Origin of the sequence: Mycobacterium noviomagense (genome assembly GCF_010731635.1) — a bacterium.
GTDB classification, from domain to species: Bacteria; Actinomycetota; Actinomycetes; order Mycobacteriales; family Mycobacteriaceae; genus Mycobacterium; species Mycobacterium noviomagense.
Window position 1 is genome coordinate 3,672,047 of the sequence record NZ_AP022583.1, and the last position, 23,910, is coordinate 3,695,956.

The 23,910-nt window shown below is 64.0% G+C and carries 25 protein-coding genes; 16 read left to right on the top strand and 9 right to left on the bottom strand.

Annotation, left to right across the window (positions count from 1 at the left end):
• Nucleotides 1-276 precede the first annotated feature (276 nt).
• Together G6N15_RS17485 and G6N15_RS17490 are read left to right on the top strand one after the other, a co-directional pair.
• Nucleotides 277-1,239: a Rieske 2Fe-2S domain-containing protein gene (locus G6N15_RS17485; protein ID WP_083086713.1), complete on the top strand. Its 963-nt coding sequence runs from the start codon at nt 277-279 to the stop codon at nt 1,237-1,239.
• The gene (locus tag G6N15_RS17490) at nt 1,236-1,721 is read left to right on the top strand and encodes a hemerythrin domain-containing protein (RefSeq protein ID WP_083086714.1); all 486 of its coding nucleotides are present in this window, start codon (nt 1,236-1,238) and stop codon (nt 1,719-1,721) included. The genes G6N15_RS17485 and G6N15_RS17490 overlap by 4 nt, the downstream gene beginning before the upstream one ends.
• A gap of 12 nt (nt 1,722-1,733) precedes the next feature.
• On the opposite strand, the gene G6N15_RS17495 is transcribed toward G6N15_RS17490, so the two are convergent.
• On the bottom strand, nt 1,734-2,495 hold the full coding sequence (locus G6N15_RS17495) for a class I SAM-dependent methyltransferase (RefSeq protein ID WP_232070267.1): 762 nt from the start codon (nt 2,493-2,495) through the stop codon (nt 1,734-1,736).
• 64 nt (nt 2,496-2,559) lie between these two features.
• On the opposite strand from G6N15_RS17495, the gene pcaH reads away from it, so the two are divergent.
• From pcaH to G6N15_RS17525, 6 genes are read left to right on the top strand one after another with little or no spacing between them, the layout of a single operon-like run.
• On the top strand, nt 2,560-3,309 hold the full coding sequence (gene pcaH, locus G6N15_RS17500) for a protocatechuate 3,4-dioxygenase subunit beta (RefSeq protein ID WP_083086715.1): 750 nt from the start codon (nt 2,560-2,562) through the stop codon (nt 3,307-3,309).
• Nucleotides 3,302-3,862, top strand: coding sequence for a protocatechuate 3,4-dioxygenase subunit alpha (gene pcaG, locus G6N15_RS17505; protein ID WP_083086716.1), 561 nt, complete (start codon nt 3,302-3,304; stop codon nt 3,860-3,862). The genes pcaH and pcaG overlap by 8 nt, the downstream gene beginning before the upstream one ends.
• A complete protein-coding gene (locus G6N15_RS17510) occupies nt 3,859-5,088 on the top strand; it encodes a lyase family protein (protein WP_083086717.1) in 1,230 nt (409 codons plus the stop codon). Before pcaG ends, G6N15_RS17510 begins: the two co-directional genes overlap by 4 nt.
• Nucleotides 5,085-5,867: an alpha/beta fold hydrolase gene (locus tag G6N15_RS17515; RefSeq protein WP_083086718.1), complete on the top strand. Its 783-nt coding sequence runs from the start codon at nt 5,085-5,087 to the stop codon at nt 5,865-5,867. Before G6N15_RS17510 ends, G6N15_RS17515 begins: the two co-directional genes overlap by 4 nt.
• A complete protein-coding gene (locus G6N15_RS17520) occupies nt 5,864-6,535 on the top strand; it encodes a 3-oxoacid CoA-transferase subunit A (RefSeq protein ID WP_083086720.1) in 672 nt (223 codons plus the stop codon). The genes G6N15_RS17515 and G6N15_RS17520 overlap by 4 nt, the downstream gene beginning before the upstream one ends.
• Complete coding sequence (locus G6N15_RS17525; RefSeq protein ID WP_083086722.1) at nt 6,532-7,182, top strand: 3-oxoacid CoA-transferase subunit B; 651 nt, start codon at nt 6,532-6,534, stop codon at nt 7,180-7,182. Before G6N15_RS17520 ends, G6N15_RS17525 begins: the two co-directional genes overlap by 4 nt.
• 28 nt (nt 7,183-7,210) lie before the next feature.
• Here the strand turns inward: G6N15_RS17525 and G6N15_RS17530 are convergent, their stop codons facing one another.
• The 4 genes from G6N15_RS17530 to G6N15_RS17545 form a co-directional block, all read right to left on the bottom strand.
• Complete coding sequence (locus G6N15_RS17530) at nt 7,211-8,200, bottom strand: Acg family FMN-binding oxidoreductase (RefSeq protein WP_083086725.1); 990 nt, start codon at nt 8,198-8,200, stop codon at nt 7,211-7,213.
• 110 nt (nt 8,201-8,310) lie between these two features.
• Nucleotides 8,311-9,108 (bottom strand): slipin family protein, encoded by a 798-nt coding sequence (locus G6N15_RS17535; protein WP_083086767.1) that lies wholly within the window; start codon nt 9,106-9,108, stop codon nt 8,311-8,313.
• Nucleotides 9,105-9,734 carry a hypothetical protein gene (locus G6N15_RS17540; RefSeq protein WP_083086727.1) on the bottom strand — a complete coding sequence of 210 codons (630 nt, stop codon included), beginning with the start codon at nt 9,732-9,734 and terminating at the stop codon, nt 9,105-9,107. Before G6N15_RS17540 ends, G6N15_RS17535 begins: the two co-directional genes overlap by 4 nt.
• A 1-nt stretch (nt 9,735) precedes the next feature.
• Complete coding sequence (locus G6N15_RS17545) at nt 9,736-12,075, bottom strand: nitric-oxide reductase large subunit (RefSeq protein WP_083086729.1); 2,340 nt, start codon at nt 12,073-12,075, stop codon at nt 9,736-9,738.
• A 249-nt stretch (nt 12,076-12,324) separates the two neighbouring features.
• Between G6N15_RS17545 and G6N15_RS17550 the strand changes: the two genes are divergently transcribed.
• A complete protein-coding gene (locus G6N15_RS17550) occupies nt 12,325-13,122 on the top strand; it encodes a universal stress protein (protein WP_232070268.1) in 798 nt (265 codons plus the stop codon).
• A gap of 21 nt (nt 13,123-13,143) precedes the next feature.
• Nucleotides 13,144-13,677: a GNAT family N-acetyltransferase gene (locus G6N15_RS17555; protein ID WP_232070269.1), complete on the top strand. Its 534-nt coding sequence runs from the start codon at nt 13,144-13,146 to the stop codon at nt 13,675-13,677.
• Here the strand turns inward: G6N15_RS17555 and G6N15_RS17560 are convergent.
• Nucleotides 13,670-14,662, bottom strand: a complete 993-nt coding sequence (locus G6N15_RS17560; protein WP_083086734.1) for an Acg family FMN-binding oxidoreductase — start codon at nt 14,660-14,662, stop codon at nt 13,670-13,672. The genes G6N15_RS17555 and G6N15_RS17560 overlap by 8 nt on opposite strands.
• Before the next feature lie 257 nt (nt 14,663-14,919).
• Between G6N15_RS17560 and G6N15_RS17565 the strand changes: the two genes are divergently transcribed.
• On the top strand, nt 14,920-15,813 hold the full coding sequence (locus G6N15_RS17565) for a universal stress protein (protein ID WP_083086737.1): 894 nt from the start codon (nt 14,920-14,922) through the stop codon (nt 15,811-15,813).
• Nucleotides 15,814-15,834: 21 nt separating this feature from the next.
• Here the strand turns inward: G6N15_RS17565 and G6N15_RS17570 are convergent, their stop codons facing one another.
• The 3 genes from G6N15_RS17570 to G6N15_RS17580 form a co-directional block, all read right to left on the bottom strand.
• A complete protein-coding gene (locus G6N15_RS17570; RefSeq protein WP_163748126.1) occupies nt 15,835-17,553 on the bottom strand; it encodes a sensor histidine kinase in 1,719 nt (572 codons plus the stop codon).
• 12 nt (nt 17,554-17,565) lie between these two features.
• Nucleotides 17,566-18,237: a hypoxia response regulator transcription factor DosR/DevR gene (gene dosR / locus G6N15_RS17575; RefSeq protein ID WP_083089747.1), complete on the bottom strand. Its 672-nt coding sequence runs from the start codon at nt 18,235-18,237 to the stop codon at nt 17,566-17,568.
• 73 nt (nt 18,238-18,310) lie between these two features.
• On the bottom strand, nt 18,311-19,159 hold the full coding sequence (locus tag G6N15_RS17580) for a universal stress protein (RefSeq protein ID WP_083089766.1): 849 nt from the start codon (nt 19,157-19,159) through the stop codon (nt 18,311-18,313).
• Nucleotides 19,160-19,386: 227 nt separating this feature from the next.
• Here G6N15_RS17580 and G6N15_RS17585 point away from each other — a divergent pair, with 227 nt between their 5' ends.
• Genes G6N15_RS17585 through G6N15_RS17605 form a run of 5 tightly spaced genes read left to right on the top strand, consistent with a single transcriptional unit; the run spans nt 19,387 to nt 23,909 of the window.
• Entirely contained in the window at nt 19,387-20,520 is a 1,134-nt protein-coding gene (locus tag G6N15_RS17585) for a 4Fe-4S dicluster domain-containing protein (protein ID WP_083089748.1), read from the top strand.
• Nucleotides 20,513-21,373 carry an FAD/NAD(P)-binding protein gene (locus G6N15_RS17590; protein WP_083089749.1) on the top strand — a complete coding sequence of 287 codons (861 nt, stop codon included), beginning with the start codon at nt 20,513-20,515 and terminating at the stop codon, nt 21,371-21,373. Before G6N15_RS17585 ends, G6N15_RS17590 begins: the two co-directional genes overlap by 8 nt.
• On the top strand, nt 21,374-22,132 hold the full coding sequence (locus tag G6N15_RS17595) for an NADH-quinone oxidoreductase subunit B family protein (RefSeq protein WP_083089750.1): 759 nt from the start codon (nt 21,374-21,376) through the stop codon (nt 22,130-22,132).
• On the top strand, nt 22,129-23,421 hold the full coding sequence (locus G6N15_RS17600; protein ID WP_083089751.1) for a Ni/Fe hydrogenase subunit alpha: 1,293 nt from the start codon (nt 22,129-22,131) through the stop codon (nt 23,419-23,421). Before G6N15_RS17595 ends, G6N15_RS17600 begins: the two co-directional genes overlap by 4 nt.
• The gene (locus tag G6N15_RS17605; protein WP_083089752.1) at nt 23,418-23,909 is read left to right on the top strand and encodes a hydrogenase maturation protease; all 492 of its coding nucleotides are present in this window, start codon (nt 23,418-23,420) and stop codon (nt 23,907-23,909) included. The genes G6N15_RS17600 and G6N15_RS17605 overlap by 4 nt, the downstream gene beginning before the upstream one ends.
• Nucleotide 23,910 lies beyond the last annotated feature (1 nt).

Sequence of the window (23,910 nt, forward strand, 5' to 3'; positions counted from 1 at the left end):
TATCCCCTGTCTGCTATGCAGAAAACATTTCCGCTATATAGACCATGCCGCAGGCCGCCGGCAGGGTCAAACGGTTGCGGTGGTGGTGCTGCCTGTGAGTTGACTGCGGAAACCGATGAACGCGAACTGAACCGGCAAAGCAGCGGGCTTCCGGCTACCGGCGCTAAGTCAGGTAAACCGCAAATGCGGAGATATGACAGCCCAAACTTGGGCATATCCGAGCGCTTGCGTACAGTATCGTCGTCTGCCGCCGTATCTGAGGAAGGACCGGTGCCCATGGTTCAGCGCGCACCCGAACATCAGCTCCCGAAGTTGGGGGCCCGAGTCCTGGCGTTCATCGGGCGTCAGGAGTGGCTGGATCGCCCGAGTTACCGGTTCGAGCACGCGCTCAGCTTCGCCTACAACGCGCTGGGCGGTGCGCGCGATCGCGTCACCAACGCATTGAACGGCGTCTGGCTCGGCCATCCGGTTCATCCGCCGTTGGCGTCGCTGACCAGTGGGGCGATCGGGACGACGGTGGCGCTGGACGCGATCAGCATGTTGCCGGGCCGGCCGCGCTCCGAGGTGCTTGACGCGTCGCGATTCGCGTCCCGGGCGCTCGGTCTGGGCATCCTGGCGAACCTCGGGTCCGCGGTTACCGGCGTGACCGACTGGCAGCACACACACGAGGAAGAGCGCCGCATCGGGCTGGTGCACGGGGTGTTGAACGGCGTGGCCACGGTTCTGTACATGGTGTCGTGGTGGGAGCGTCGCCGCGGCCGGCACCTGCGGGGTATCGCGATCAGCGCGATCGGCTACGGCATCACTGTCGGCAGCGGGTACATGGGCGGTGCGTTGGTGTTCGAATCGGGTATCGGCATCGACCAATCCGGTAAACGGCTGCGCACCGCAGACTGGACGCCGGTGCTGCCGCTGGATGCGCTGCACGACGGCAAGCCGCAGCGGGTCGAGGTCGACGGTGTGGGATTGGTGTTGTGCCGCAACGGCAACGGGCAGGTTTCGGCGTTCGGCGAATTGTGTCCGCATCTGGCCGCACCGATGGCCGACGGCTGGATCGATCGGGGCCGGATCGTATGCCCTTGGCACGGTTCGCGATTCGATGCTGAATCCGGAGAGGTGTTGCGCGGCCCGGCGGCGGCTCCGCTGCCGGGCTATGAGACACGGATCAACGACGGGATGATCGAGTTGCGCGGCGATGGCCAGCATGCCCTCGCAGCGGCGGAAGGAGTGGCTAAGTGAACGCGTACACCGTGCTGCAAGACCACCACAAAGTGATCAAGGGGCTGGTCAAGAAAATCAGTGCCACGCCGCCGGATAGCGCGCAGCGCCAAGAATATCTTGATGAGTTGCTCGTCGAGTTGGACATCCACTTCCGCATCGAAGACGACCTGTACTACCCGGCGCTGTCGGCGGCCGGCGACTTGATCGCGATTGCGCACGCCGAGCACCGCCAGGTCATCGATCAATTGGCAGTACTCCTGCGTACGCCGCCGAGCGCGCCGAACTACGACGACGAATGGCATTCTTTCGCCATGGTGCTCGAAGCGCATGCTGACGAAGAGGAACGCGACATGATCCCCGCGCCGCCGCCGGTGCAGCTCAGCGACGAAGAGCTCGACACGCTCGGCAACCAAATGGCTGGTCGCATCAAGGAATTGCGTGACTCGACTGTTCACAAACTGCGGGTCAAGGGCCGAAAGGCACTGCTACGGGCGATGTAACTCGACTACCGCTCAGCGCCGGCCGATCCCGGCCATCATCATCGGGGTGAATACGCGCCTGTTCTCACGCAGGCGGGCGCTGGCCGCGTCGGCGTCTTCGGCCGACAGCAGGCCGGCTTCCACGACGGCGTCCCGCACGCTCTCGAACGACAACCTGAAAAAGTCGAAGCCCGGCGAGCTGGAGTCGATCACCCGAGCGCGGCCCTCACCACGAATGTCGGACAGCCCTGCGGCGGCCATGTCGTCGAAGAGACGGCGGCCGTAGCGCGGCTCGAAGCCGGCTTGCTGCATGAAGGTGATGATCGCTTCAGACACCCGCTGGAACTGCGGATCGGCGTCGTCGAGTCCGAACCCTGTCCAGTCGTAGTCCTCGACAACCAGCCAACCGCCCGGGCGCAGCGCAGCGACCAGCCGCGCGAGGATCTGCCGGCGCTCGGTGAGGTGCTCGAGCACCAGCCGGGCATGCACCAAGTCGAATTCGCACTGTGGCAACTCGTCGGTCCGAATGTCGGCGCGCCGGATCTCGACCGCGTCGCCGGCGAGCGGTTCGATGAACCGCGTGTCGATGTCGATCGCCACGACAGTTGCGCCTCGGCCGGCCATCCACTGCACCAGCGAGCCACCACCAGCTCCGACCTCGAGACATCTCCGCCCGGCGCCGATACCGAGCTCGTCGAGCAACGCTTGGCTGCCGGGATCCCAGAGGCGTTCGATACCGGCCATCCTCGCCCGCTCCTCGGCGAAGCCTTGGTCGTAGACATACTCTTTTGCCACGGCCTAAGGCTATTGCGGTCAATCGGGTTGAGCCCGCCCGGTTAGGTGGTTACCGTCACGCTTGATGGAAACCGCAGCGGAGCGCGTCGCGTCTCAACGTGACATCACCGCGGAGATCGCGCGCATCGCCGCCGGCTCCCAGGGGGGAGAAACCCAGCCGCGGTTGAACTACCCGCCCTATCGCAGTAGCGCGTTGCGCCATCCGCACTCTCCGTTGGTTTGCGTGGACCCGGAGGAGCTGGAGCGTTGGGCGCCGTGCTTCGGTGATCGCGACGTCGAGGCGCTCGATGCAGACCTCACCGCCGGCCATGCCGGAGAGCCGATCGGGGAGCGCATCGTCGTGACCGGACGGGTGCTGGATGTGACGGGCAGACCGGTGGCGGGCCAGCTCATCGAGATTTGGCAGGCAAATGCCAGCGGCCGCTACCACCACCAGCGCGACCAGCACCCCGCCCCAATCGACCCGAATTTCACCGGCGCGGGCCGCTGCCTGACCGAACCCGACGGAAGCTACCGGTTTTTGACCGTCAAGCCCGGCCCGTACCCCTGGCGCAACCACCACAACGCCTGGCGTCCGGCGCACATCCACTTTTCCGTCTTCGGAACGGCTTTCACGCAGCGGCTGGTCACCCAGATGTATTTCCCCGGCGATCCGCTGTTCGAATTGGACCCGATCTTTCAATCCATCGTCGACTCCGCTGCCCGCAGCCGGCTGATCGCCACCTATGACCATGACGTGACGGTGCCGGAATACGCAACCGGCTACCGCTGGGACATCGTGCTGGGTGCAACCTGGACCGAGACCGATGGCTAGCCTGATCCAGACCCCGGGGCAAACGGTCGGCCCGTTCTTCCACTGCGCCTTGCCATATGACGGCGACAGCGACTTGGTCACCAACGCCCACCTGGGTGCGGTCCGGCTACACGGGACCGTTTACGACGGCGCCGGCGATCCAGTCCCGGACGGGTTGGTGGAACTGTGGCAGCCCGACTCCGATGGAAACGTCGTCCGGCAGCCAGGCTCGTTGCGACGCGACGGCCGGACGTTCACGGCGTGGGGCAGGTCGGCGACCGACCCGGGCGGACGCTACCGCTTCAGCACCGTGACGCCCGGGTCGACAACTCCTGGGCGACCGGCGTTCTTCGCGATCACCGTGTTCGCGCGGGGTCTGTTGAACCGGTTGTTCACCCGCGCATACCTGCCGGGCGGTGACCTGGCGGCCGATCCGCTGCTCACCGGTCTCGACGCCGCCCGCCGCCAAACCTTGCTCTGCACCGCCGAAGCCAATTCGGAGTACCGCTTCGACATCCACCTGCAAGGCCGCAAGGAGACGGTATTTCTGGCCTATCGCGGTGATCGCCGATGACAAACTTGCTGTGGCCCGGAGATGAGCGCGCCGGCGAGCTCATGACCGACCAGGCGCTGCTGCAATCCATGGTGGCGGTGGAATCCGCTTGGCTGAAGGCCTTAGTCGACGCCGGACTTGCCCCTGCCGAGTGCGCCGGCGTTGACCTGTCGCAGCTGGTAGGAGAGCAGGATTGCGACATGCTTGCCGACGCGGCCGAGGGTGGCGGCAATCCGGTCATCGGCCTGGTCGCTTTGCTTCGGGAACGGGCAGCCCCGGCGGTGAGCTGGTGGGTCCACCGAGGCCTCACCAGCCAGGACGTTCTCGACACCGCGCTGATGCTTGGCGTCCGGACGGTAGTCGATCATCTGATATCCATTGTAGCGGAACAAGTTTCGCAACTATCGGCGTTGGCGGCCACCCATCGCGGCACGCCGATGGTCGCCCGCACCCTTACCCAGCATGCGATACCGACGACGTTCGGTGCGAAAGCCGCCGGGTGGCTGAACGGTGTCGTCGACGCCTACCAGCAACTGGCTGCGCTGGCCACGCCCGCCCAGATCGGCGGCGCCGCCGGAACATTGGCTGCCACAACGGAATTAGCGGCACTTGCCACCGGATCCGACGACCCTGCGGAGATGTCGGTCCGGCTAGCGCAAACCGCAACCACGGCACTGGGTTTGGACGCCCGGATGCCGTGGCATACCACGAGGACGCCGGTGACCGCCGTCGCGGACACCCTGGTCGCCTACACGGACGCCTGGGGTCGGATAGCCTCGGACGTCGTTGTCCTGGCCCGCCCGGAAATCGGTGAGCTGAGCGAACCCGCACTCGCAAACCGCGGCGGATCATCGACGATGCCGCACAAGCGCAACCCGGTGCTGTCGATCCTTATCCGGCGCGCCGCCATTGCGGCACCCCCACTGGCTGCGACGCTGCACACCGCGGCGGCGTTGGCGAACGACGAACGCCCAGACGGTTCCTGGCATGCCGAATGGGACACGTTGCGCACCTTGGCTCGCCGGACCGTCGCCGCGGGCTCACAATGCAGCGAACTGGTGGCCGGTCTGGAAATCAATTCGCATCGGATGGCTGAAAACCTTGCCGCGACCGATGTTTCGGGTGAGCAACAGACGATCGTCGATTTCGTCGGGAAATCCTCGTCCCCAACCTATTTCGGCGCCGTCGACCATGTCGTCGACGAAAGCCTGGCACGTGGACGGCTGATCTTGCAGGACCACTCGTGAGCGCGCCCACGATCCGCGGATCCCACCTGGGCGGCGCATCCGACCTACCGACCTTGGTGGTGGGACCGTCGCTGGGCACGTCGGTGCAGGCGTTGTGGACGGCAGCGGTGGACCACATGGCGGACATGTACCACGTCGTCGGGTGGGATCTTCCCGGCCATGGCTACAGCCCGCCGCCGCGTGGCGCCTTCACCATCGAAGAGCTGGCCGCCGGCGTCATCAAGTTCGTGGATCAGACAATCGGCACACGCCGGTTCATCTATGCGGGCGTCTCGGTCGCCGGCGCGGTGGGGCTGCAGCTTTTGCTTGGACACCGTGAACGTGTCGCTGCCGCCGCGCTCATCTGCACCGCGGCACGAATCGGCGATCCCGATGACTGGAAGAGCCGAGCGCAGGTGGTTCGCTCGGCCGGTACCGGTGAGGTGGTGGCCTTGTCGGTTCGGCGGTGGTTCGCACCGGGATTTTTCGACCGCGATCCCGCGTCGGCGCGGGCGCTGCTGGAGACGTTGCGGCAGGTCGACGACGACGGCTATGCCCGTACCTGTGAGGCGCTCGCCGCATTCGACGCCCGCGACCGCCTCGGCGAAATCGATACCCCGATCGTCGCTGTGGCTGGTGCAAACGACATTGCGACGCCACCGGATTCGGTGCGCTTCATCGCCGCCAAGGTCGCGCGCGGCCGGTTCGTCGAAGTGGCGAACGCCGCGCACCTGGTGCCCGCCGAACAACCGGGCCGAATCGCCGATGTGCTGGCCAAGCTGGCGAAGCGGCGAACATGACCGTTGTCATCACCGACTCAGCCGCAGTCGCCGTCGACGGTATCGAAGATGGTTCCACCATTCTGATCGGCGGATTCGGCATGGCCGGCCTCCCCGCAACACTCATCGACGCCCTCATCGAGCAGGGCGCAACCGATTTGACGGTGGTGAGCAACAACGCCGGCACCGGTGAGACAGATCTGGCTGCGCTGCTGGCCGCGGGGCGAGTTCGCAAGATCATGTGTTCTTTTCCGCGCCAGCGTGATTCGTGGGTATTCGACCGGCTGTACCGAACTGGGCGCATCGAACTGGAGCTGGTTCCCCAAGGCAATCTGGCGGAGCGGATGCGCGCTGCCGGTGCGGGTATCGGCGCATTCTTCTGCCCCACCGGGGTAGGCACGCCGTTGGCTGAGGGCAAGGAAACCCGCACTATCGACGGGCGAGACTACGTGCTGGAGTACCCGATCCATGGTGACTACGCGCTGATCGGTGCGCACCGCGCCGATCGGCTGGGAAACCTGGTCTACCGCAAGACCGCCCGAAACTTCGGTCCGGTCATGGCCACAGCGGCCACAACGACGATCGCTGAGGTCGCCGACGTCGTCGACATCGGCATGATCGATCCCGAAAACGTCGTGACGCCAAGCATTTACGTTGACCGGATCTTTCACCCTACGGCGCTGACATGACCACTGTCGAGCATCTCGACCGTGGCCCGCTCACTCGCGACGAGCTAGCTGCGACGGTGGCGCGTGATATCCCAGCTGGGTCGGTCGTGAACCTCGGCATCGGCCTGCCCACCAAAGTGGCCGACTACCTTGTCGCCGATGCCGAGGTCCTGTTGCACACCGAGAACGGGATGCTGGGGATGGGGCCACAGGCCCACGGCGAAGAGATCGATCCGGACCTGATCAACGCCGGGAAGGTTCCGGTCACCGAATTGCCCGGTGCCGCATATTTTCACCACGCGGACTCGTTCGCGATGATGCGCGGTGGGCATCTCGACGTCGCCGTGATGGGGGCCTTCCAGGTGTCCTATCGGGGCGACCTCGCCAACTGGAGCACCGGAGCCCCGGACGCCATTCCGGCCGTCGGCGGCGCAATGGATTTAGCCATCGGCGCGAAAGCGGTGTTCGTCATGATGTCGCTGTTCGGGAAGGACGGCGCTGCCAAGCTGGTCGCGCAATGCAGCTATCCGCTGACCGGTGTGCACTGTGTAAGCCGGCTCTACACCGACTTCGCCACCTTCGACGTCGACGCAAAGACGGGTCCGACGGTTCGCGAGACCTTTGGCGTCGGCGCCGCAGATCTCGCGGCGCGGCTGAAACTCACTTAGTGCCGGGTTTGGTGCGGGGCGATCGGTGTCAAGTCTGCAGCCGAAACACCTCAGCGAGCGGTCGGCGTGGTGTGGGAGGCGGCGGAGTTTCCGTGGTCGGCGCTAGTCCAACACGCACCAGTACTTGCGGTCGCACGTTGTCGTCGTTCAGCAATCCCGCGATGATGTCCCGGGTGACATGGAGCTCGGTGACGTGAGTCACCGGGCAGGTGGCCAAGCCGGCTAGCGTGCATTCCAGTAATACGGCAGAAAGCGCCTCGCCGGTGGCCAGCGCGTCGACGCGAGTGTCGCTGTCAGTAGACAGCACGAGGATCGTCGAGTGGTCCTCAGGGATCTCAGCGCGCCGGTCCCCCCGATGGGTCATCGGGAACGCCCGCTCGACGTCGACCCGGGCGCTCTCCGCCGCAGAAACCAAAGAGGTGTATGGGATGCCCTCTGATGCTTCGAAAGGTGATGTCCACCAGCGGAGTTCGTTGTGGTAAGGAGAGTCGTAGAGCCGCAGCGAGTCGGCGAGGCGGGACGCCTCGGCCAGTCGTGGGCGCACATCGTCCGGCAGCACGTCGAGGTGCACCGCGGTCCCGTCGACAGCACCACGCAGTATCGGTTCGAACGATTCCCAATCTGTCGGCGCCGTGAACGGCAACCGGTCAGTGTGGCGGGCCCAGATCGCTCTGGCGCGCAGGCGATGGTCGTCATCGACGTAGTCCATCGGAGTGAAGTGGATCGATGCCAGATGGTTGGGGTTGCTCGTGTTGGGGAACCGCTCGATGTGCGCTTGCCATCCCGCTGCGGCAGCCGCCACCCGTAAGTGGTCGAGGGCAGCACCGCAGCCGATGAGCGCTTCACGCCCGATCCGGTCGGTGTCCATCACTCGGCTCGGATCTAGGAAGAAGCGGAGTTGACCGTTGTTGACGTCGAACACCCACTGCCATGGTTGGCTGTTGTGCAGCGATGGTGCACGGCAGGCGTTTCGCACCGCATCCTTGATGACAGGGGTTTCTATCGTCTTCACAGGCATATCGACCTCCGATCTGCCATCAAGCCTGCTCGAACAACGCTCCCTTCGACAGGGTCATTGGTCCCTGGCCTGGTCGCCATTCGGCCCAGCGCTGTGGTTACCCCTGTGAGTCAGCGACGATCGTTCATCGAGGCGGCGATGTCTGCCACTAATTCCGGGTGCTTGAGGAACGGTGTGATGATGTCGACCGGCAGAGGGAAGACCACGGTCGAGTTCTGATCGGCACCGAGCTCCAACAGCGTTTGCAGATAACGCAACTGAAGCGACGCCGGGTTCTTCGACAGCGTATCCGCGGCTTCGCGCAGTTCCTCGGACGCTTGCAGCTCACCGCGGGCGTTGATGACTTTTGCGCGTCGTTCCCGTTCGGCCTCGGCCTCCCGAGCCATGGCCCGCTGCATCGACTCAGGGATCTCGACATCCTTGATCTCGACCACCCGCACTTGAACACCCCACGGCTCGGTTTGCTTTTCGATGATCGTCTGAAGGTCGCGGTTCAGGTCATCGCGGTGGGCCAGCAAGGTGTCGAGATCTGCTCGGCCCAGCAGCGACCGCAGCGTCGTCTGCGCGATCTGAGAGGTGGCCACGGCGTAGTTCTCCACCGCAAGAATCGCTTTCAGCGGATCGACGACCCGGAACATCACCACCGCGTTCACCCGGGCCGGCACATTGTCGCGGGTAATCACCTCCTGTGGCGGGATGGTCAAGGTCACCACCCGTTGGTCGACTCTGACCATACGGTCCACTAAGGGAATTAAAAACCGCAGCCCGGGCCGATACAACGGGCGGACATGTCCCATCCGAAACACCACGCCACGTTCGTACTCGCGAAGCACCGCCAGCGAAACGAACCCCAGCACCACGAGCCCGGTTGCCACTACCAGAACAAGGGCTACCACTACTGCGTTCACTGCGGGCTGTCCTCCTTCTGCGCCCAGCCGCCGCCCCACTGGGTGGAGTATCGGTCGATCGCGGCGGCGACCTGATCCTGCAGACCGGAGCGATGCGGGAGGTACTCAGGGGCATTCGTCGGCGTATTCCATAGGTGCCGGGCCAGCGGTAGTCCGGCAGCCACCACGAACACCGCGGCGCCACCAAGCACCAGCACATCGGCGCCAGAATGCTGGCCTATCAGCATCGCCACCGGCATCACCACTCCCAAACCGGCTACCACACAGGCGATTCCGCGGTGGAACCGGCCGGCATCCGAGTGGGGCCACGGATCGACCTCGCGGCTGATCTCCCGGCCGTGGTTCGACGTCGTGCACGTCGACTTCACCGGACAACTGTTGCACACCACCGGCGATGCCCGATACCGCATCACCCGGTGGTGGGGATCGAACGAGGTCGGCCACAGCCACTGATCCTGAGGACACACCCAGGCGTCGTGGTCGGGCCGGTAGACGAATTTTCCGGTGCGCCACCGCGCGGCGTGCCGCGATGCGCGCTTGGCCATGGCGTCGAAGCCCCACGCAGCGGCCACTAAGAACAGCGCATAGCCGGCGACCAGCCACACCGATGTCGTGGGTGCTGTCATTTCAATCCTTCGGCGGCGTTGGGGACTCGGCCCCAACTGCCGGGACTACCTCGGTGTAGAGCGGATGCTCGGGCAACTCTTGAGCGGCGGAACCGGAGCGGAAGTACCGCAAGGCCGTCAAGGCGATGTAGATGAACGGCAGCACACCGCCGACAATGAGGATCACGTCACCCGGCAGCCGCAGCCATTCGATCAGCGAATTGCCCGGCTTGGTGATGTAGCCCAGCGAACGAGCCTCGAAGTAGCCGCTGTTGACCGAATGGTACAGCTGCAGCACGCCGAGCGGCAGCAACGTGGCGAACACCATCCACGCCAGCCCAATGTTCATCCCCCAGAACGAGATCCGGGCCCATTTCTCAGGCCATTTGTCGGCGGGAATCACGTAGCGGAAAGCGAACATCGCCAGGCCCACGGCGAGCATGCCGTAGACACCCATCAGCGCAGCATGACCGTGGTTGGCCGTCAGCGCGGTGCCGATCTGGTAGTAGGACACGATCGGCAGGTTGATCAGGAACCCGAAGATGCCCGCGCCCAAGAAGTTCCAGAATCCGACCGCCACCAGGAACATCACCGCCCAGCGGTGGGGGAACGGCCTGCCGTCACCGGATTGCTGCCGCGACCCCAACTGCAGGAAGGCCCACGCTTCGACGGTGAGGAAGGTCAGCGGTATGACCTCGGCGGCCGAGAAGAATGCACCCAGGGCCATGTGCTCGACCGGGGTACCGGAGAAGTACAGGTGGTGCATGGTGCCGATCACGCCGCCGGCGGAATACAAGATGATGTCGAGGAAGATGACGCCCAATGCGATCCGTTCGCGCACTACTCCGAGCAGTACGAAGATGTAGGCCACCATCACGGTGGTGAAGAGCTCGAGGAAATCCTCGACCCACAGGTGCACTACCCAGAACCGCCAGAAATCAGCGACGGTGTAGTGGGTGCCGCTGCTGGCCAGCAGGCCAACCGCGTAGAACACCGGAATCGCAAGTCCGGCAAAAAAGAACAGCCACGGCATGTTCAGTTTGGATTCGCTCCGCAGCCGGGCCCGCATTCCCCGCCAGATGATCACGATCCACAGGAACATGCCGACGATCAGCAGGATCTGCCAGAGCCGCGGCAGGTCGAGGTATTCCCACTGTTGAGATAACAAGCCGCCGCGGCGAATCACGCCGTAAATGGATAGCGCCTCCGTGATCAGCGATCCGAACACCACCACCGCGACAGCGCCCAGTAGGCCGTAGGCCAGCCAGCTCTGCCGCCGCGGCTCCCGGCGGCTGATGAACGGCACCAGGAAGATGCCACCGGCCAGAAACGCCGCCGCGGTCCAGAACAAGGCCAGCTGCACATGCCAGGTGCGGGCCAGGTTGTAGGGCAACACCCGAGCCAGGTCCAGGCCGAAGAAATTCGAGAGGTCGGCCCGGTAGTGTTCGGCGGCCGCGCCCACCAGCGTCTGCGCCAGGAACAACACCGACACGATCGCGAAGAACCAGATCGTGGCCCGTTGCGCTGGCGTCAGGCTCACCTCGCCGGGTTCGCGGAACGACAGAGTGGACGTTTGTTCGCCGTGCCAGCCGACTTGCTGGCTCCACCGCCCGTAGACGGCGAACAAGATCCCGATGCCGCCCAATAGCGCGATCAGCGACAGCGCCGACCACACCAGTACTGAGGCGGTCGGACCGTTGTCGACACGCTTCTCGGGCGGCCAGTTGTTCGTGTAGCTGTAGATCTGACCGGGCCGCTGCGCCGCCGACGCCCACGCGGTCCAGGCAAAGAACGAGGTCAGGTCGTGGATGTCGGCCCGGTCGGTGATCATGCGCGGCCGCAGCCCGTACTTGGTGGAGTTCTCACCAAAGTAGGCCGCGTAGTGGCGCTGGATGTCGTCGAATGCCCGTGCCTGCCGGTCGGTGAGCACCAGCGTCTTGGTGCCCGGGTTATACCGGTTGGTGCGGAACTCGGCGACCACCTGGTCTCGCGGATCGGCCACACCCCCCGACCGCCATTGGTCGGCCACGTCGTCGGTGGACATGCGCAGGTACTCGGCCGTGTAGTCCGGCCCCAGGTAGGCGCCATGGCCAAGCACCGAGCCGTACTCCATCAAGCCGCGTGCTTGATACAGCTCCTGCCCGCGGGTGACGTCGTCCTTGGTGAACAACACCTGACCGGATTCGCTGACGACCTTGTCCGGCAAGGGCATTGACGTGGTATAGGTGCGGTAGGCAAGGATGCCCAAGACCAGGAAGCCAAAGATCATTACCAGGGCCACACCCTGAACCCAGCCCTTGCCGATCAATGGTTGTGCGGTCGCCGGTTCGGAGCGCCCGGACTGTGCTGCTTCGGTTGCCATCGTCGACGATCCTTTTACCAGTCAGCGGACCGATCGCTGGTATTTAACTCCCTGGAATGGACCGACACGCCGAATACGCGGCTATTGAGGACCAACGTCCCTCGGCAAGCCGAGGACCTATGGCCGCGGCCTAGGGACTTACGGCTCCTGCCGGTCCCTACGGACGAACGCATAGCGTCGAGGCACAGATGTCAAGCCGCGGCGCACAAGGGAAAAACCATGAACACGTCACATACCTCTCGATCAGTCATGGTTGGCATCGATGGCTCAGATGCGGCGATTCGGGCCGCGGAATGGGCAATCGATGAGGCCGTCAGCCGTGAGGTTCCGCTGCGGCTGGTCCATGTGATCCATGAACGGGTAGAACCGGCTGCGTTCGCGTCCGTGGGAAATGTGCAGATGGAAGTCGAATACGGCGAAACTGCGCTGAGCACAGCGTGCGCTGCGATGGAAGCCACCGGCAAAGCTGTCAAGGTCGAAACCGACATTCTGCGAGGCGATCCCGCGGCCGTCCTCATCGCCGAATCCCGCCGGGCTGACATGGTGTGCGTCGGTTCGGTGGGAATCGGCCGTTTCGCCCGTGCATTGCTAGGTTCCACGGCGGCAGAACTGGCTAAGGCCGCTCACTGCTCGGTCGCGATCATCCGCACCAAGCCGAGGCAGTTGAAGCTTGCCAGCGACTGCATAGTGGTCGCGGTCAACAACTCATCCGAGAACGAAGCAGTCGTCCAGCAGGCGATGAAAGAGGCTCAGCTGCGCGATGCACCAGTGCTCGCCCTCGGCGGGTGGCGAGAAGACCTCGGTGACATGACCCTGGACGACGTGAACAGACGGCTAGAGTCCTGGAGGCTGCGCTGTCCCAGCGTGCAAATCTATACTGCGGCCACGCATACCAACATCGCGGACTTTCTTGGCGTAAACGGCAGACGAGTTCAGCTCGCTGTGATCGGCAGCTCTGATGTTGACCAGGTCGTGCAGCTGATCGGGCCACACCGCCAGCCGTTGCTCGGTCACGCCGAGTGCTCGGTGCTGGTGGTTCGCTGCTAGACGTCGGACACGGGAGAACTTGTGGAGAAGATAGTCACGGCGACGATGCGGGATGGCGCCGCGGTACTGTTGCGCCGCCTCGAGCCGTCGGATATCGACGCGGTCATTGCACTACATGACACGCTGACCGAGCGTGAGTGCTACTTGAGGTTTTTCACGATGCACCCGATGTACTTGAAAGCTTTGGCGCAGAGGCTTACTGAAGGTACGGGTGAAGACTACGCACTGGGCGCATTCGAGTCCGGAAACCTGATCGGCGTTGCTAACTACGTGGTCTGCGCCAAGCCAGCTACCGCCGAGGTTGCTGTCGTCGTGGCCCACGCGGATCATCTGCGCGGAGTGGGAACCGCATTGCTTCGGCGGCTTGCGAAAGTTGCCTGTGCTAGCGGAATTCGCCACTTCGTCGCCGATGTCATGACCACAAATCACCTGATGTTCAGAGTTTTCCGTGATGCTGGTCTTCAGCCGCGAAGAACTGAATACAGCGACGGAGTCGTGCATCTCGAGTTCGATCTGGATGACATCGCATCCGAAATTCAAGACGCCGTTAGCTGAACGCCGACCCATCCAGAAATTCGACGACGTCACCCAGGGGGCGGCGTGGCGTCGACGGTAAGGGCTCAGCGTTGACCGGCGCCCAACCGATGCGGAGCAGCATCTGTGGGAACCCACTCATGCCGAAGACCTCGATTTGTACTGCGTCGCGGGTTTCGACCAGCTCCAGCGGTTCGGTGACCGGGCAGCTCGCCAATCCGAGTGCCGTCGCGCTCAGCAGTACGAGGCTGGTGGCCTCACCGGCGCGCAGCCGAGCCAGCGTGCTGTCGTCTTTGGTGCCAAGTGCCAATACCGCGGCATTGTCCTCCGTGGGGTCGGTCTCGGGCGGCTGCGCAAGAGCGGGGCCGGCGAACAGCCGCGGCGGGATGGGCGCGGTCGGATCAGACTCCGGTGAATTGCGGGCCGGCACACCAGCCAACGATGCGTAACGTCCGCTCCACGTGGTCAGCTCGGCCAAGTAATTGTGGTCGGTCGCGTGTCGCCAAACAGCTTCTGCCACGATGTGCTGCAGCCGCGGTAGCGACTCGATTTGACGCAGCATCACTCCGGCGCGCGCCGTGCGGGCACCCATCAGCGCTATGTAGTTGGCGGGGACAACCCACGAGCTGTAGCGGCGCCGATCGGTGCGCCGCCGCGGGATCGCCGCCGCCAGCGTGATGTCGACTTCGTTGGCAGGATGACGGTAAACCTCAATGGCGGCAAGGTGTTCCGGTTCGTCTGGGTTCGGTAGCCGGTGAACTCTTGACTGCCACCCAAGCGCCGCCAATGCCACCACGCAGTGATGCAAGGCGATACCGCAGCTGAGAATGAGGTCGCGGCCGTCGGGATCCGTGCTGGGCAGGTTCAGTCTACGGTCGGCGTAGAGGTGCAGACTCTCCTGGCCCACTCGCCACCGCCACGGCTGTGTGTTGTGCACCGACGGCGCACGCGTTGCCATCGACAACACGGTGTGGATGGTCTCTCGGTCCGGGAAGTGGGCGCTCATGGGGTTACCGCTTTCTATGAGGACGAAGTCATCCATCCAGGTTCGTCTGGCCAGACCCATGCCTGCTAGGGCAAAAAGACCCCGTTCAGCAGGACTTCCTGAGGTGTAGCACCAGGGTTGTTTGGTATTTCGAGCCCTGTGGCCATACGACCATGCAGCTGGTGACCAACGCCTCTGACTTAAGCACGTCACTTTCCCCTACCGTCAGGTCGACAGTGGCCAAATCGCTTTGGCAACCCAACGTTAGGGGAGACGCCATGTCCTCGGGCAAACCACATCTGGGAATTGTTGTCGGCGTGGATGACTCCCCAGCCGCTAAGGTGGCCGTGGATTGGGCCGCTCGTGACGCCGAACTGCGAAACGTCGGGCTGACGCTTGTCCACGCGATTTCTCCGAACATGACGACTTGGCTGGATACGCCATTGCCGCCGGGCTTGGCGCGATGGCAGAAAGAACATGGACGCCGTCTGCTCGATGAGGCGCTTAAGGTCGTTGAACAAGCTTGTCAGGACAAAGGACCCGCTCAGGTACGCACCGAACTGTTGTCGTCCCCGGCGGTTTCCGTACTGGTCGGCATGTCTGAAGACGCGGAGCTATTGGTTGCGGGGAGTCGCGGCAGCGGAAGGTGGAGTGCCCGGCTTCTCGGCTCGGTTAGTTCCGGGTTAGTCCGACACGCGCATTGCCCGGTCGCAGTCATCCACGACGAGGACCCGCTGATGCCGCACCCGGCGCATGCGCCGATATTGCTCGGAATTGACGGCTCACCGGCATCTGAGCTGGCAACTGCGATCGCTTTCGACGAAGCCTCGCACCGCAACGTGGGGTTGGTGGCTCTGCACGCCTGGAGTGACGCGGATGTATCCGAGTGGCCCGGCATGAATTGGAGGGCAATAGAATTGACGGCAGAACGGGTACTGGCAGAGCGCCTGGCGGGGTGGCGAGAGCAGTACCCAGACGTGGCCGTCCGCCGGATCGTTGTATGCGATCAACCGGCGCGTCAGCTCGTCGAATGGTCTGGGGAAGCCCAGCTGACTGTGGTCGGCAGCCGAGGCCGGGGCGGGTTCGCTGGAATGCGCGTGGGTTCGGTCAGCGAAACCGTCGCGCAGCTGGCGCGAATGCCGGTAGTCGTGGCACGCGGCTCGCGCGCGTGAGTGCGGCACAGAAGCCAAGCGTTAGGTCAACGGAGCCGACCACCGCACTACCGTGCCGCCGGTTGGCGGGCTATCAACTGTGAACGTGCCGCAGACCTGTTGGGCGCGCTGAAGCAAGTTCGTCAGGCCGCTGCCGGTGATGTGTTCAGGCATACCCCGGCCGTTATCCGCCACTTCGATGGATAAATCGTCTTCGACCTTGACGGTGACGCTGAGCGTGGTGGCGTTGGCATGTCGCACGGCATTGCTGACCGCCTCGCGCACAACAGCTTCGGCGTGATCGGCCAGAGCGGAATCTACCACCGAGAGCGGTCCAGTGAACTGTGTCGTGACGTGTAGTTTTCCCTCCGAGAATTGAGCGATCGCCGCGTCGAGCCGTTGGCGCAGGCGGGTCATGCCTGAAGCCGGTGTGTGCAGATCGAAAATCGTGGTCCTGATTTCTTGGATGACAGTTTGAAGGTCATCGACGTACTGCGAAAGCCGTTCCCGTACCTCGGGCATTCGCGCCAGCGGGATAGTGCCCTGCAGCCCAAGCCCCACGGCGAACAGGCGCTGGATGACATGGTCATGAAGGTCTCGAGCGATTCGATCGCGGTCGGCCAATACGTCGAGCTCGTGCGCCAGACGTTGCGAGGTCGCTAGCTGCCAGGCCAGCGCAGCCTGGTTAGCGAAGGCCGCCATCATTTCTTCTTGTTCTTCGGTGAAAGGCGTTGCGCCAGCGGGGCGAAGCACAACCAGGATGCCGGCGACCCGGTCAGTGGTACGGAGAGGCAATACCAGCGCGGGGCCGGAGGCCATTGCGCCGACGCCGATTTCAAGGTCGATGTGGTCGAACCGAAGCGGAGTGCGGTTGTGAAAAGCTTGTCCGACCGGTGTCTCGCGGACCGGTATCGTCGGTGCTTCGCTGAGCAGGGACAGCTCGCCGGCGGTCTCTGTCACCAGCAGTTCGTTGACGTCAGCGGACGGCGTGTCTTCGTCGAGAGGCACCGCAACCAGGGTTGCTTGCGCCTCCGCTAATTTGAGTGCTTCCTCCGCGATGAGTTGGAATACGGTTGCCGGGTCGGCACCGGAAAGCAGATTCGTTGCGATATCGCGGGTTGCTTCGATCCAGGATTGGCGGGCCTTCGATTGTTCGTACAAGCGAGCGTTCTCGATCGCGATTCCGGCCGCGGCGGCTAGGGCCTGGACAAGCACCTCATCGTCTTCGCTGAACGGCTGCCCGTTGATTTTCTCCGTCAGATACAGGTTGCCGAACACCTGGTCGCGTATGCGGACGGGCACACCCAGGAAGGCGCGCATGGGCGGGTGATGGGGGGGAAACCCCACCGACGCGGGGTGTTGGGCGATGTCGTCCAAGCGGATCGGCTTCGGATCATCGATCAGGACCCCAAGCACACCGCGGCCCTCGGGCAAGTGCCCAATCCGCTCCCGCAGCTCTTCATCGATTCCTTCATAGACGAACTCCACGAGATCGTGTCCGCTGCCGCGTACCCCTAAGGCCCCGTATCGGGCGTCGACAAGCTCGATGGCGGTGTGCACGATGGTGCGCAGGGCAGCGTCGAGGTTGAGCTCCGATGTGACGACCAGCATCGCCTCGACCAAGCCGTCGAGCCGGTCGCGCCCTTTGACGATCTGTTCGATACGATCCTGGACTTCGACCAGCAGCTCCCGCAGCCGCAGCTGGGAAAGCGTGTCGCGCAGCGGATGCGCGCCCCGTCCGGCCTCGACTGCGTCAGTCACACGACCATGGTGTCACCAGGCGAGACCTCCGTCTCCCCTATCCGACGGGCGATGGTCAGCGTTCAACTTGGACGCGAACACCGCTGCTTGGGTCCGCCGCTCCATCCCAAGCTTGGCCAGCAAACGTGATACATAGTTCTTCACCGTTTTTTCCGCTAAGAACATGCGGGCGGCGATTTGCTTGTTGGTGAGTCCCTCGCTGAGGAGCGCGAGCAGCGTCCGCTCCTGGTCGGTGAGCCCAAGCAGCGGATCAGTGCGTTCGGCAGTGCCGCGGAGCTTCGCCATCAAGGCCGCGGCAGCCCGGTTGTCCAGCAGCGATTTGCCGGCACCTACGTCTTTGATGGCTTGCGCCAGCTCCATGCCCTTGATGTCCTTGACGACGTAGCCGCTGGCCCCGGCCAGAACCGCGTCAAGCATCGCCTCATCGGAGGTGAATGAGGTCAACATCAGGCAGCGCAGCTCCGGCAGGTCCGACAGCAAATCCCGGCACAGTTCGATTCCGCTGCCATCGGGCAGCCGGACGTCGAGCACCGCGACGTCGGGCCGCACCGCCGGTATCCGGGCCAGCGCTTCGGCGACCGAACCGGCTTCGCCCACGACTTCCAGCTCCAGGTCCGACTCGAGCAAGTCGACGATCCCTCGGCGGACCACCTCGTGGTCGTCGACCAAAAAGACCCTCACCATGGCGAGCCCTCCACAGACGGGCGCCGTTCTGTTCTGCAGACCGACGCGTAGACATCCATCATGCTCTATCCCCTCATAGATGTTGGTGACCAACGACGAGAAGCACACCGTTGAAGTCGACCAACGCCGCATTGCCCGCAGCCCCAAGAATTTCGCGCACATGATCGGGATGGCGGGCACCCACGACGAGCAACTGCACGCTTGCTGCGTGCTTGGCCAGATAGTCGAGAAGGCAACCATGCAAGGCGATCGCCTCGGTGGAAAGATCGGGATAGCGTCGTCGCCACCGGGCCATCCGGCGATCCAGACGAGCGCGTATCCGGCAATCGCCCGCGGCCGGTTGATCCGCGGGGGAACTTTTCCAGCAGGTGACCGCCCGCAATGGGGCGTTACGTAGCCGCGCCTCAGTTGCGGCGGCCTCCAGTACCACCCCGACGTCAGGTGACTCGTCGGCTTCGACGACAATCCACTGACAGCTTGGTTGCGGCCGATGACCACCTCCGCGAACGATGGCGACGGGGCAATGCGCCGCGACCGCAAGGGCAGCGGCGGTGGAGCCCACCCGGCCGGGTTGGAAGTGATTGAGCCCCAGTGCACCGACGCAGACCATCGCCGCCGACCGAGAAGCACTGACGAGTGCGCTAATTGGCGAGTCGCGGGAGATCTCGGCTTCGATTTTCACCGGTTTGTCGGTGGCCTCAACCGCCGCGGACGCCCAATGCACGGCCATTTCGGCGTTAGCCAGGCGAGGAGTGTCCCTCTCGTCGACCGGCTTCGTATTGTCCTGATCGACTGCACACAGCAAGCGCAGGGGAACGTTACGATCAACCGCCTCATCCGCGGCCCACAGTGCTGTGCGGATGGCTACTTTGGATCCGTCGACGCCAACCACCACTGCCGGGGAGGTGGGCGATCCACTCATCATGAACTCCGGGGCTTGGCCATGCCGGCGCAAGGTAAGCCGACAGTCGTGCGCAACGGTATCGATTACCTAGCGGCACCTTCAGGGTCGTTGGTCCTTGGTTTGCTGGCCATTGGTCCCCGCCTCGTCAGATGCCGCTTGCCGGCCGTCGTCGGATGACAACTGGCCATGGGGCTGGGTCTTTCGACTCTTGCGCAGTTCGAGCGTCGGCGATAACGATCATCAGGATGGATACGGGCTCTGCCCACTCGATCGCCACGTTGGATGCCTCTGGCCTGGCGGCACTTGTCGGTGTGCTGATCGAGCGCGGCTATCGCGTCGTCGGCCCGACGTTACGGGACAACGCAATAGTGCTCGCTGAGCTCGAATCGGCCGACGATCTGCCTCGCGGTTGGGGTGTGGACGTGGGTCCGGGGCATTACCGGTTGCGGCGCCGTGACGACGATGCGCTGTTCGGCCATTCGGCCGGCCCCCAGTCGTGGAAGCAGTTCTTGCACCCGCCTAGGCAGCGGGTGTGGTCGTCCGACGGGACCGAACCGGAAGAGCCGCCGCAGTATGCGTTCATCGGGGTGCGGGCATGCGACCTGTCGGCGATCAGAATCCTGAACGGAGTGCTCGGTGTTGGGGCACATCCGGACCAAGGTTTCGTGGGCCGGTTGCGACGGGTCTTCGTGGTGGCCGTCAACTGCACCGAACCGGGCGGCTTGTGCTTTTGCGCGTCGATGGGAACCGGACCCGCCGTGGGTCCTGGCTACGATCTCGCGCTCACCGAGCGCATCGACGCCGATGGAAGGCACTACCTGGTCGACGTCGGCAGCGACGACGGCGCGCAAGTGTTGGCCGCGCTGCCGCACTGGGAAGCTAGCCAGTCCGAAATTGACGCGGCGCGAAGCGAAGTCAGCGAAGCTGCGAATCATATGGGCCGGCAGATGCCGCAGGTCGACCACCGCCAACTGCTCGTCGAGTCGCGCGAGTCACCGCGCTGGGAAGACGTCGCCAGTCGATGTCTGACGTGTGGCAACTGCACCATGGTCTGTCCCACTTGCTTCTGCACCAGCACTGAGGACATCACCGATCTCACCGGCGAACACGCCGAACGCTGGATGCGCTGGGCGTCGTGCTACGAGTTCGACTTCACTTATATCCACGGCGGCAGCGTGCGGCAATCGGGTGAGTCACGCTACCGCCACTGGATCACCCACAAGCTCGGCACTTGGCATGACCAGTTCGACAGCACCGGCTGCGTCGGCTGCGGGCGCTGTATCGCCTGGTGCCCCACCGGGATTGACATCACCGAGGAAATGAACGCGCTGGAGGTGCTCGCGCGCGAACAGCAGGCCGAGGAGCCTGGCGATGGCTAAAACGGCGACCCAGAACGCAAAGTCACCGTCCTCGGCGATGGCTCCCGTCCCGTATCGCGTCCGCAGCAGGGTAGTCGAGAGTTTCGAGGCGGCAAGCATCTGGCTGGAACCGGTGGGTCAATCAGTGGCGCCGCCGCTGCCCGGCCAGTTCATGATGTTGTACGCCTTCGGCATTGGTGAAATCGCCATGTCGGTCAGCGGTGTTCCCCGAAATGCCGATGACGCCATCGGTCACACCATCCGAGCGGTCGGCGCGGTCAGCCAGGCATTGCACGATGCCGACGTGGGTACGGTGGTCGGGGTTCGCGGGCCGTTCGGTACCGACTGGGGGTTGGCCACGTCGAACGGGCGCGACCTGGTGATCGTGGCCGGCGGGTGTGGTTCGGCCCCCCTGCGGCCGGTGGTTTTGGAGGCGTTGGCCCAGCGGTCACGGTTCGGACGGGTGATGGTGATCGTCGGCGCGCGGACACCGGAGCACTTCCTGTTTCGCCAGGAGGTCGCAGAATGGGCAGGAAACCCACTGCTCGAGGCCGAACTGATCGTCGATGCAGCAGGGCCCGACTGGCCGTGGGAGGTCGGATTGGTCACCGAGCCGCTGCGACGGTTGACGCTGAATCCTGCACGTACCACTGCATTTATCTGCGGACCCGAGCCCATGATCCGGTTCTGCGCCCGCGAGCTGGTGCAGAAGGGCCTCGCTGCCAACGATATTCGAGTCTCGCTGGAGCGGAACATGCAATGTGGGATCGGCTGGTGCGGGCACTGTCAGCTGGGCCCGCTGCTGCTCTGTCGCGACGGACCGGTCGTTGGTTATGACGTCGCCGGTCCACTGCTACAGGTCCAGGAGCTATAGATGGCCCCACCGACATTGGCCGTCTGGAAGTTCGCCTCATGTGACGGTTGCCAGCTGACACTACTGGACTGTGAGGACGAGTTGCTCACTCTCGCAGAGCAGGTGCAGATCCGCACGTTCCTCGAAGCCTCCAGCGCGATCGTCGGCGGACCCTACGACGTGTCACTGGTCGAGGGCTCGATCACCACCAGCCACGACCAAGAGCGTATCCACGAAATCCGCGAGCAGTCCAAGGTTCTGGTGACCATCGGTGCGTGTGCGACCGCGGGTGGCGTCCAGGCACTGCGGAACTTCGCCGACGTCGCCGAGTTCGCGGCCGTCGTCTACGCCAAACCGGAGTACATCGACACGCTGGCGACTTCCACGCCGGCCTCCGCGCACGTCAAGGTGGACTACCAGCTACAGGGCTGCCCCATCGACCGCGGCCAGCTGCTCGATACCCTGGCCGCGCTGCTGGTCGGGCGCAAGCCTCGAATTCCGGCCAAGACGGTATGCATGGAGTGCAAACTGCGTGGGGTGACTTGTGTCCTCGTCGCCGATGGCACCCCGTGTCTGGGCCCAGTCACCCATGCCGGGTGTGGAGCATTGTGCCCCAGGCATCGTCGCGGCTGCTACGGATGTTTCGGCCCGATGGCTACACCGAACATGCCGGCGTTGATCCCGCTGCTGCGCCGAGACGGGATGTCCGAGGGTGACGTCGACCGGGTGTTTTCGACCTTCAACGTCGCAAAGTTCGCCGCCGAACGGAATGACAGATGAGCGAGGGTAGCCGCACTCTGACTGTGGGCGCATTGACCCGTGTCGAAGGCGAAGGCGCCTTGCACGTGAAGCTGCGCGACGGGGTATTGGAACGTGTGGAGCTGAACATCTATGAACCGCCGCGGTTCTTCGAGGCGTTCCTGCGTGGCCGTGCCTACACCGAGCCGCCAGACATCACTGCGCGGGTGTGCGGCATCTGCCCGGTGGCTTACCAGGTCAGTGCGTGCAATGCGATTGAAGACGCGTGTGGCATCCAGGTCGATCCGGACGTGGTGGCACTGCGTCGACTACTGTACTGCGGGGAGTGGATCCACAGCCATGTCTTGCACATCTACCTGCTGCATGCACCGGACTTTCTCGGCTATCCCGACGCAATCGCGTTAGCGAAAGATGAGCGCGATATCGTCGAGCGGGGCTTGCGGCTGAAGAAGGCCGGCAACCGGCTGATGGAATTCATCGGCGGGCGAGCAATCCACCCGATCAACGCACGACTGGGCGGGTTCTATTCGGTGCCCACCCGGACGGACCTGCAACCGGTTGCCGAGCAGTTGCGCCATGCGCTCGACGACGCGGTCGCCACCGTGCGCTGGGTGTCCGAATTCGAATTCCCCGACCTGGAACTCGGCCACGAGTTCCTCGCGCTCACGCAGCCTGACCGTTATCCGATCGAGAACGGGACGATTGCGCGCAGCGCCGGACTGTCGTTCCCGGCAGCCGAATTCACCGAGCATGTGCTCGAGTCGCAGGTGCCGTACTCCACTGCGTTGCACGCTACCTTGGACGGTGGCCGCTACCTCACCGGGCCGCTGGCGCGCTATTCGCTGAACTCCTCGGTGCTCTCTCCGGTCGCGCGGGAAGCTGCCGCCGAAGCGTGGTTGGCCGCTGAATGTCGAAATCCCTTCCGCAGCATTGTGGTTCGGGCAGTGGAGGTGGTATACGCGATCGAAGAGGCGCTACGAATCATCGATGACTACAAGCCTCCGCAGCGGCCGTACGTCGACGTGCCCGTCCACGCCGGAATCGGCCACGGTGTCAGTGAGGCACCGCGGGGGCTGCTGTATCACCGATACCGGATCACCGAGGAAGGACTTATCGGCGACGCGTGCATCGTTCCGCCCACCTCACAGAACCAGGCTGCCATCGAATCCGATCTGGCGCAGGTGGTATCGGCGAACCTCGCGCTGGACGATGGTGAGCTGACAGCCATGTGCGAGCGGGTGATTCGTAGCTATGACCCATGCATCTCCTGCTCGGCGCACTTTCTGAAGCTCACAGTGGAGCGGCGTTGAACGCTGACGTCGTGGTCATCGGGATCGGGAACCCGTATCGTCGCGACGACGGTGTCGGCCCTGCCGTCGCTGCGGCGATCGACGAGCACAAGCCCGCCCATGTTCGTGTCGTGACCGGCATCGAGGATCCCATGACCCTCCTGGAGGCGTGGTCTGGGGCAAAGCTGGCGGTGTTGGTGGATGCGGCGATGACCACTCCGTCGACGCCCGGTCGCATCCATCGCGTCACAGCCGGTGATCTGATTGCCGGAGGCGGGGTCAGCACGCACGGTCTAAATGTGACCCAAGCACTTGCACTGGGGCAGGCGCTGGGCCGGATGCCCGACCGGCTAGTGGTGTTGGGCGTCGAGGCCGCTGACACCGGGCAGGGTTTCGGGTTCACGGCGCAGGTGGCGGCCGCGATGCCGCATGTGATCGCTGCAGTAGCAGAAATCATTGGCATCTCAATGGAACTACTGCTGGGGCCGACTGAGAATCAGCTGAATTAAC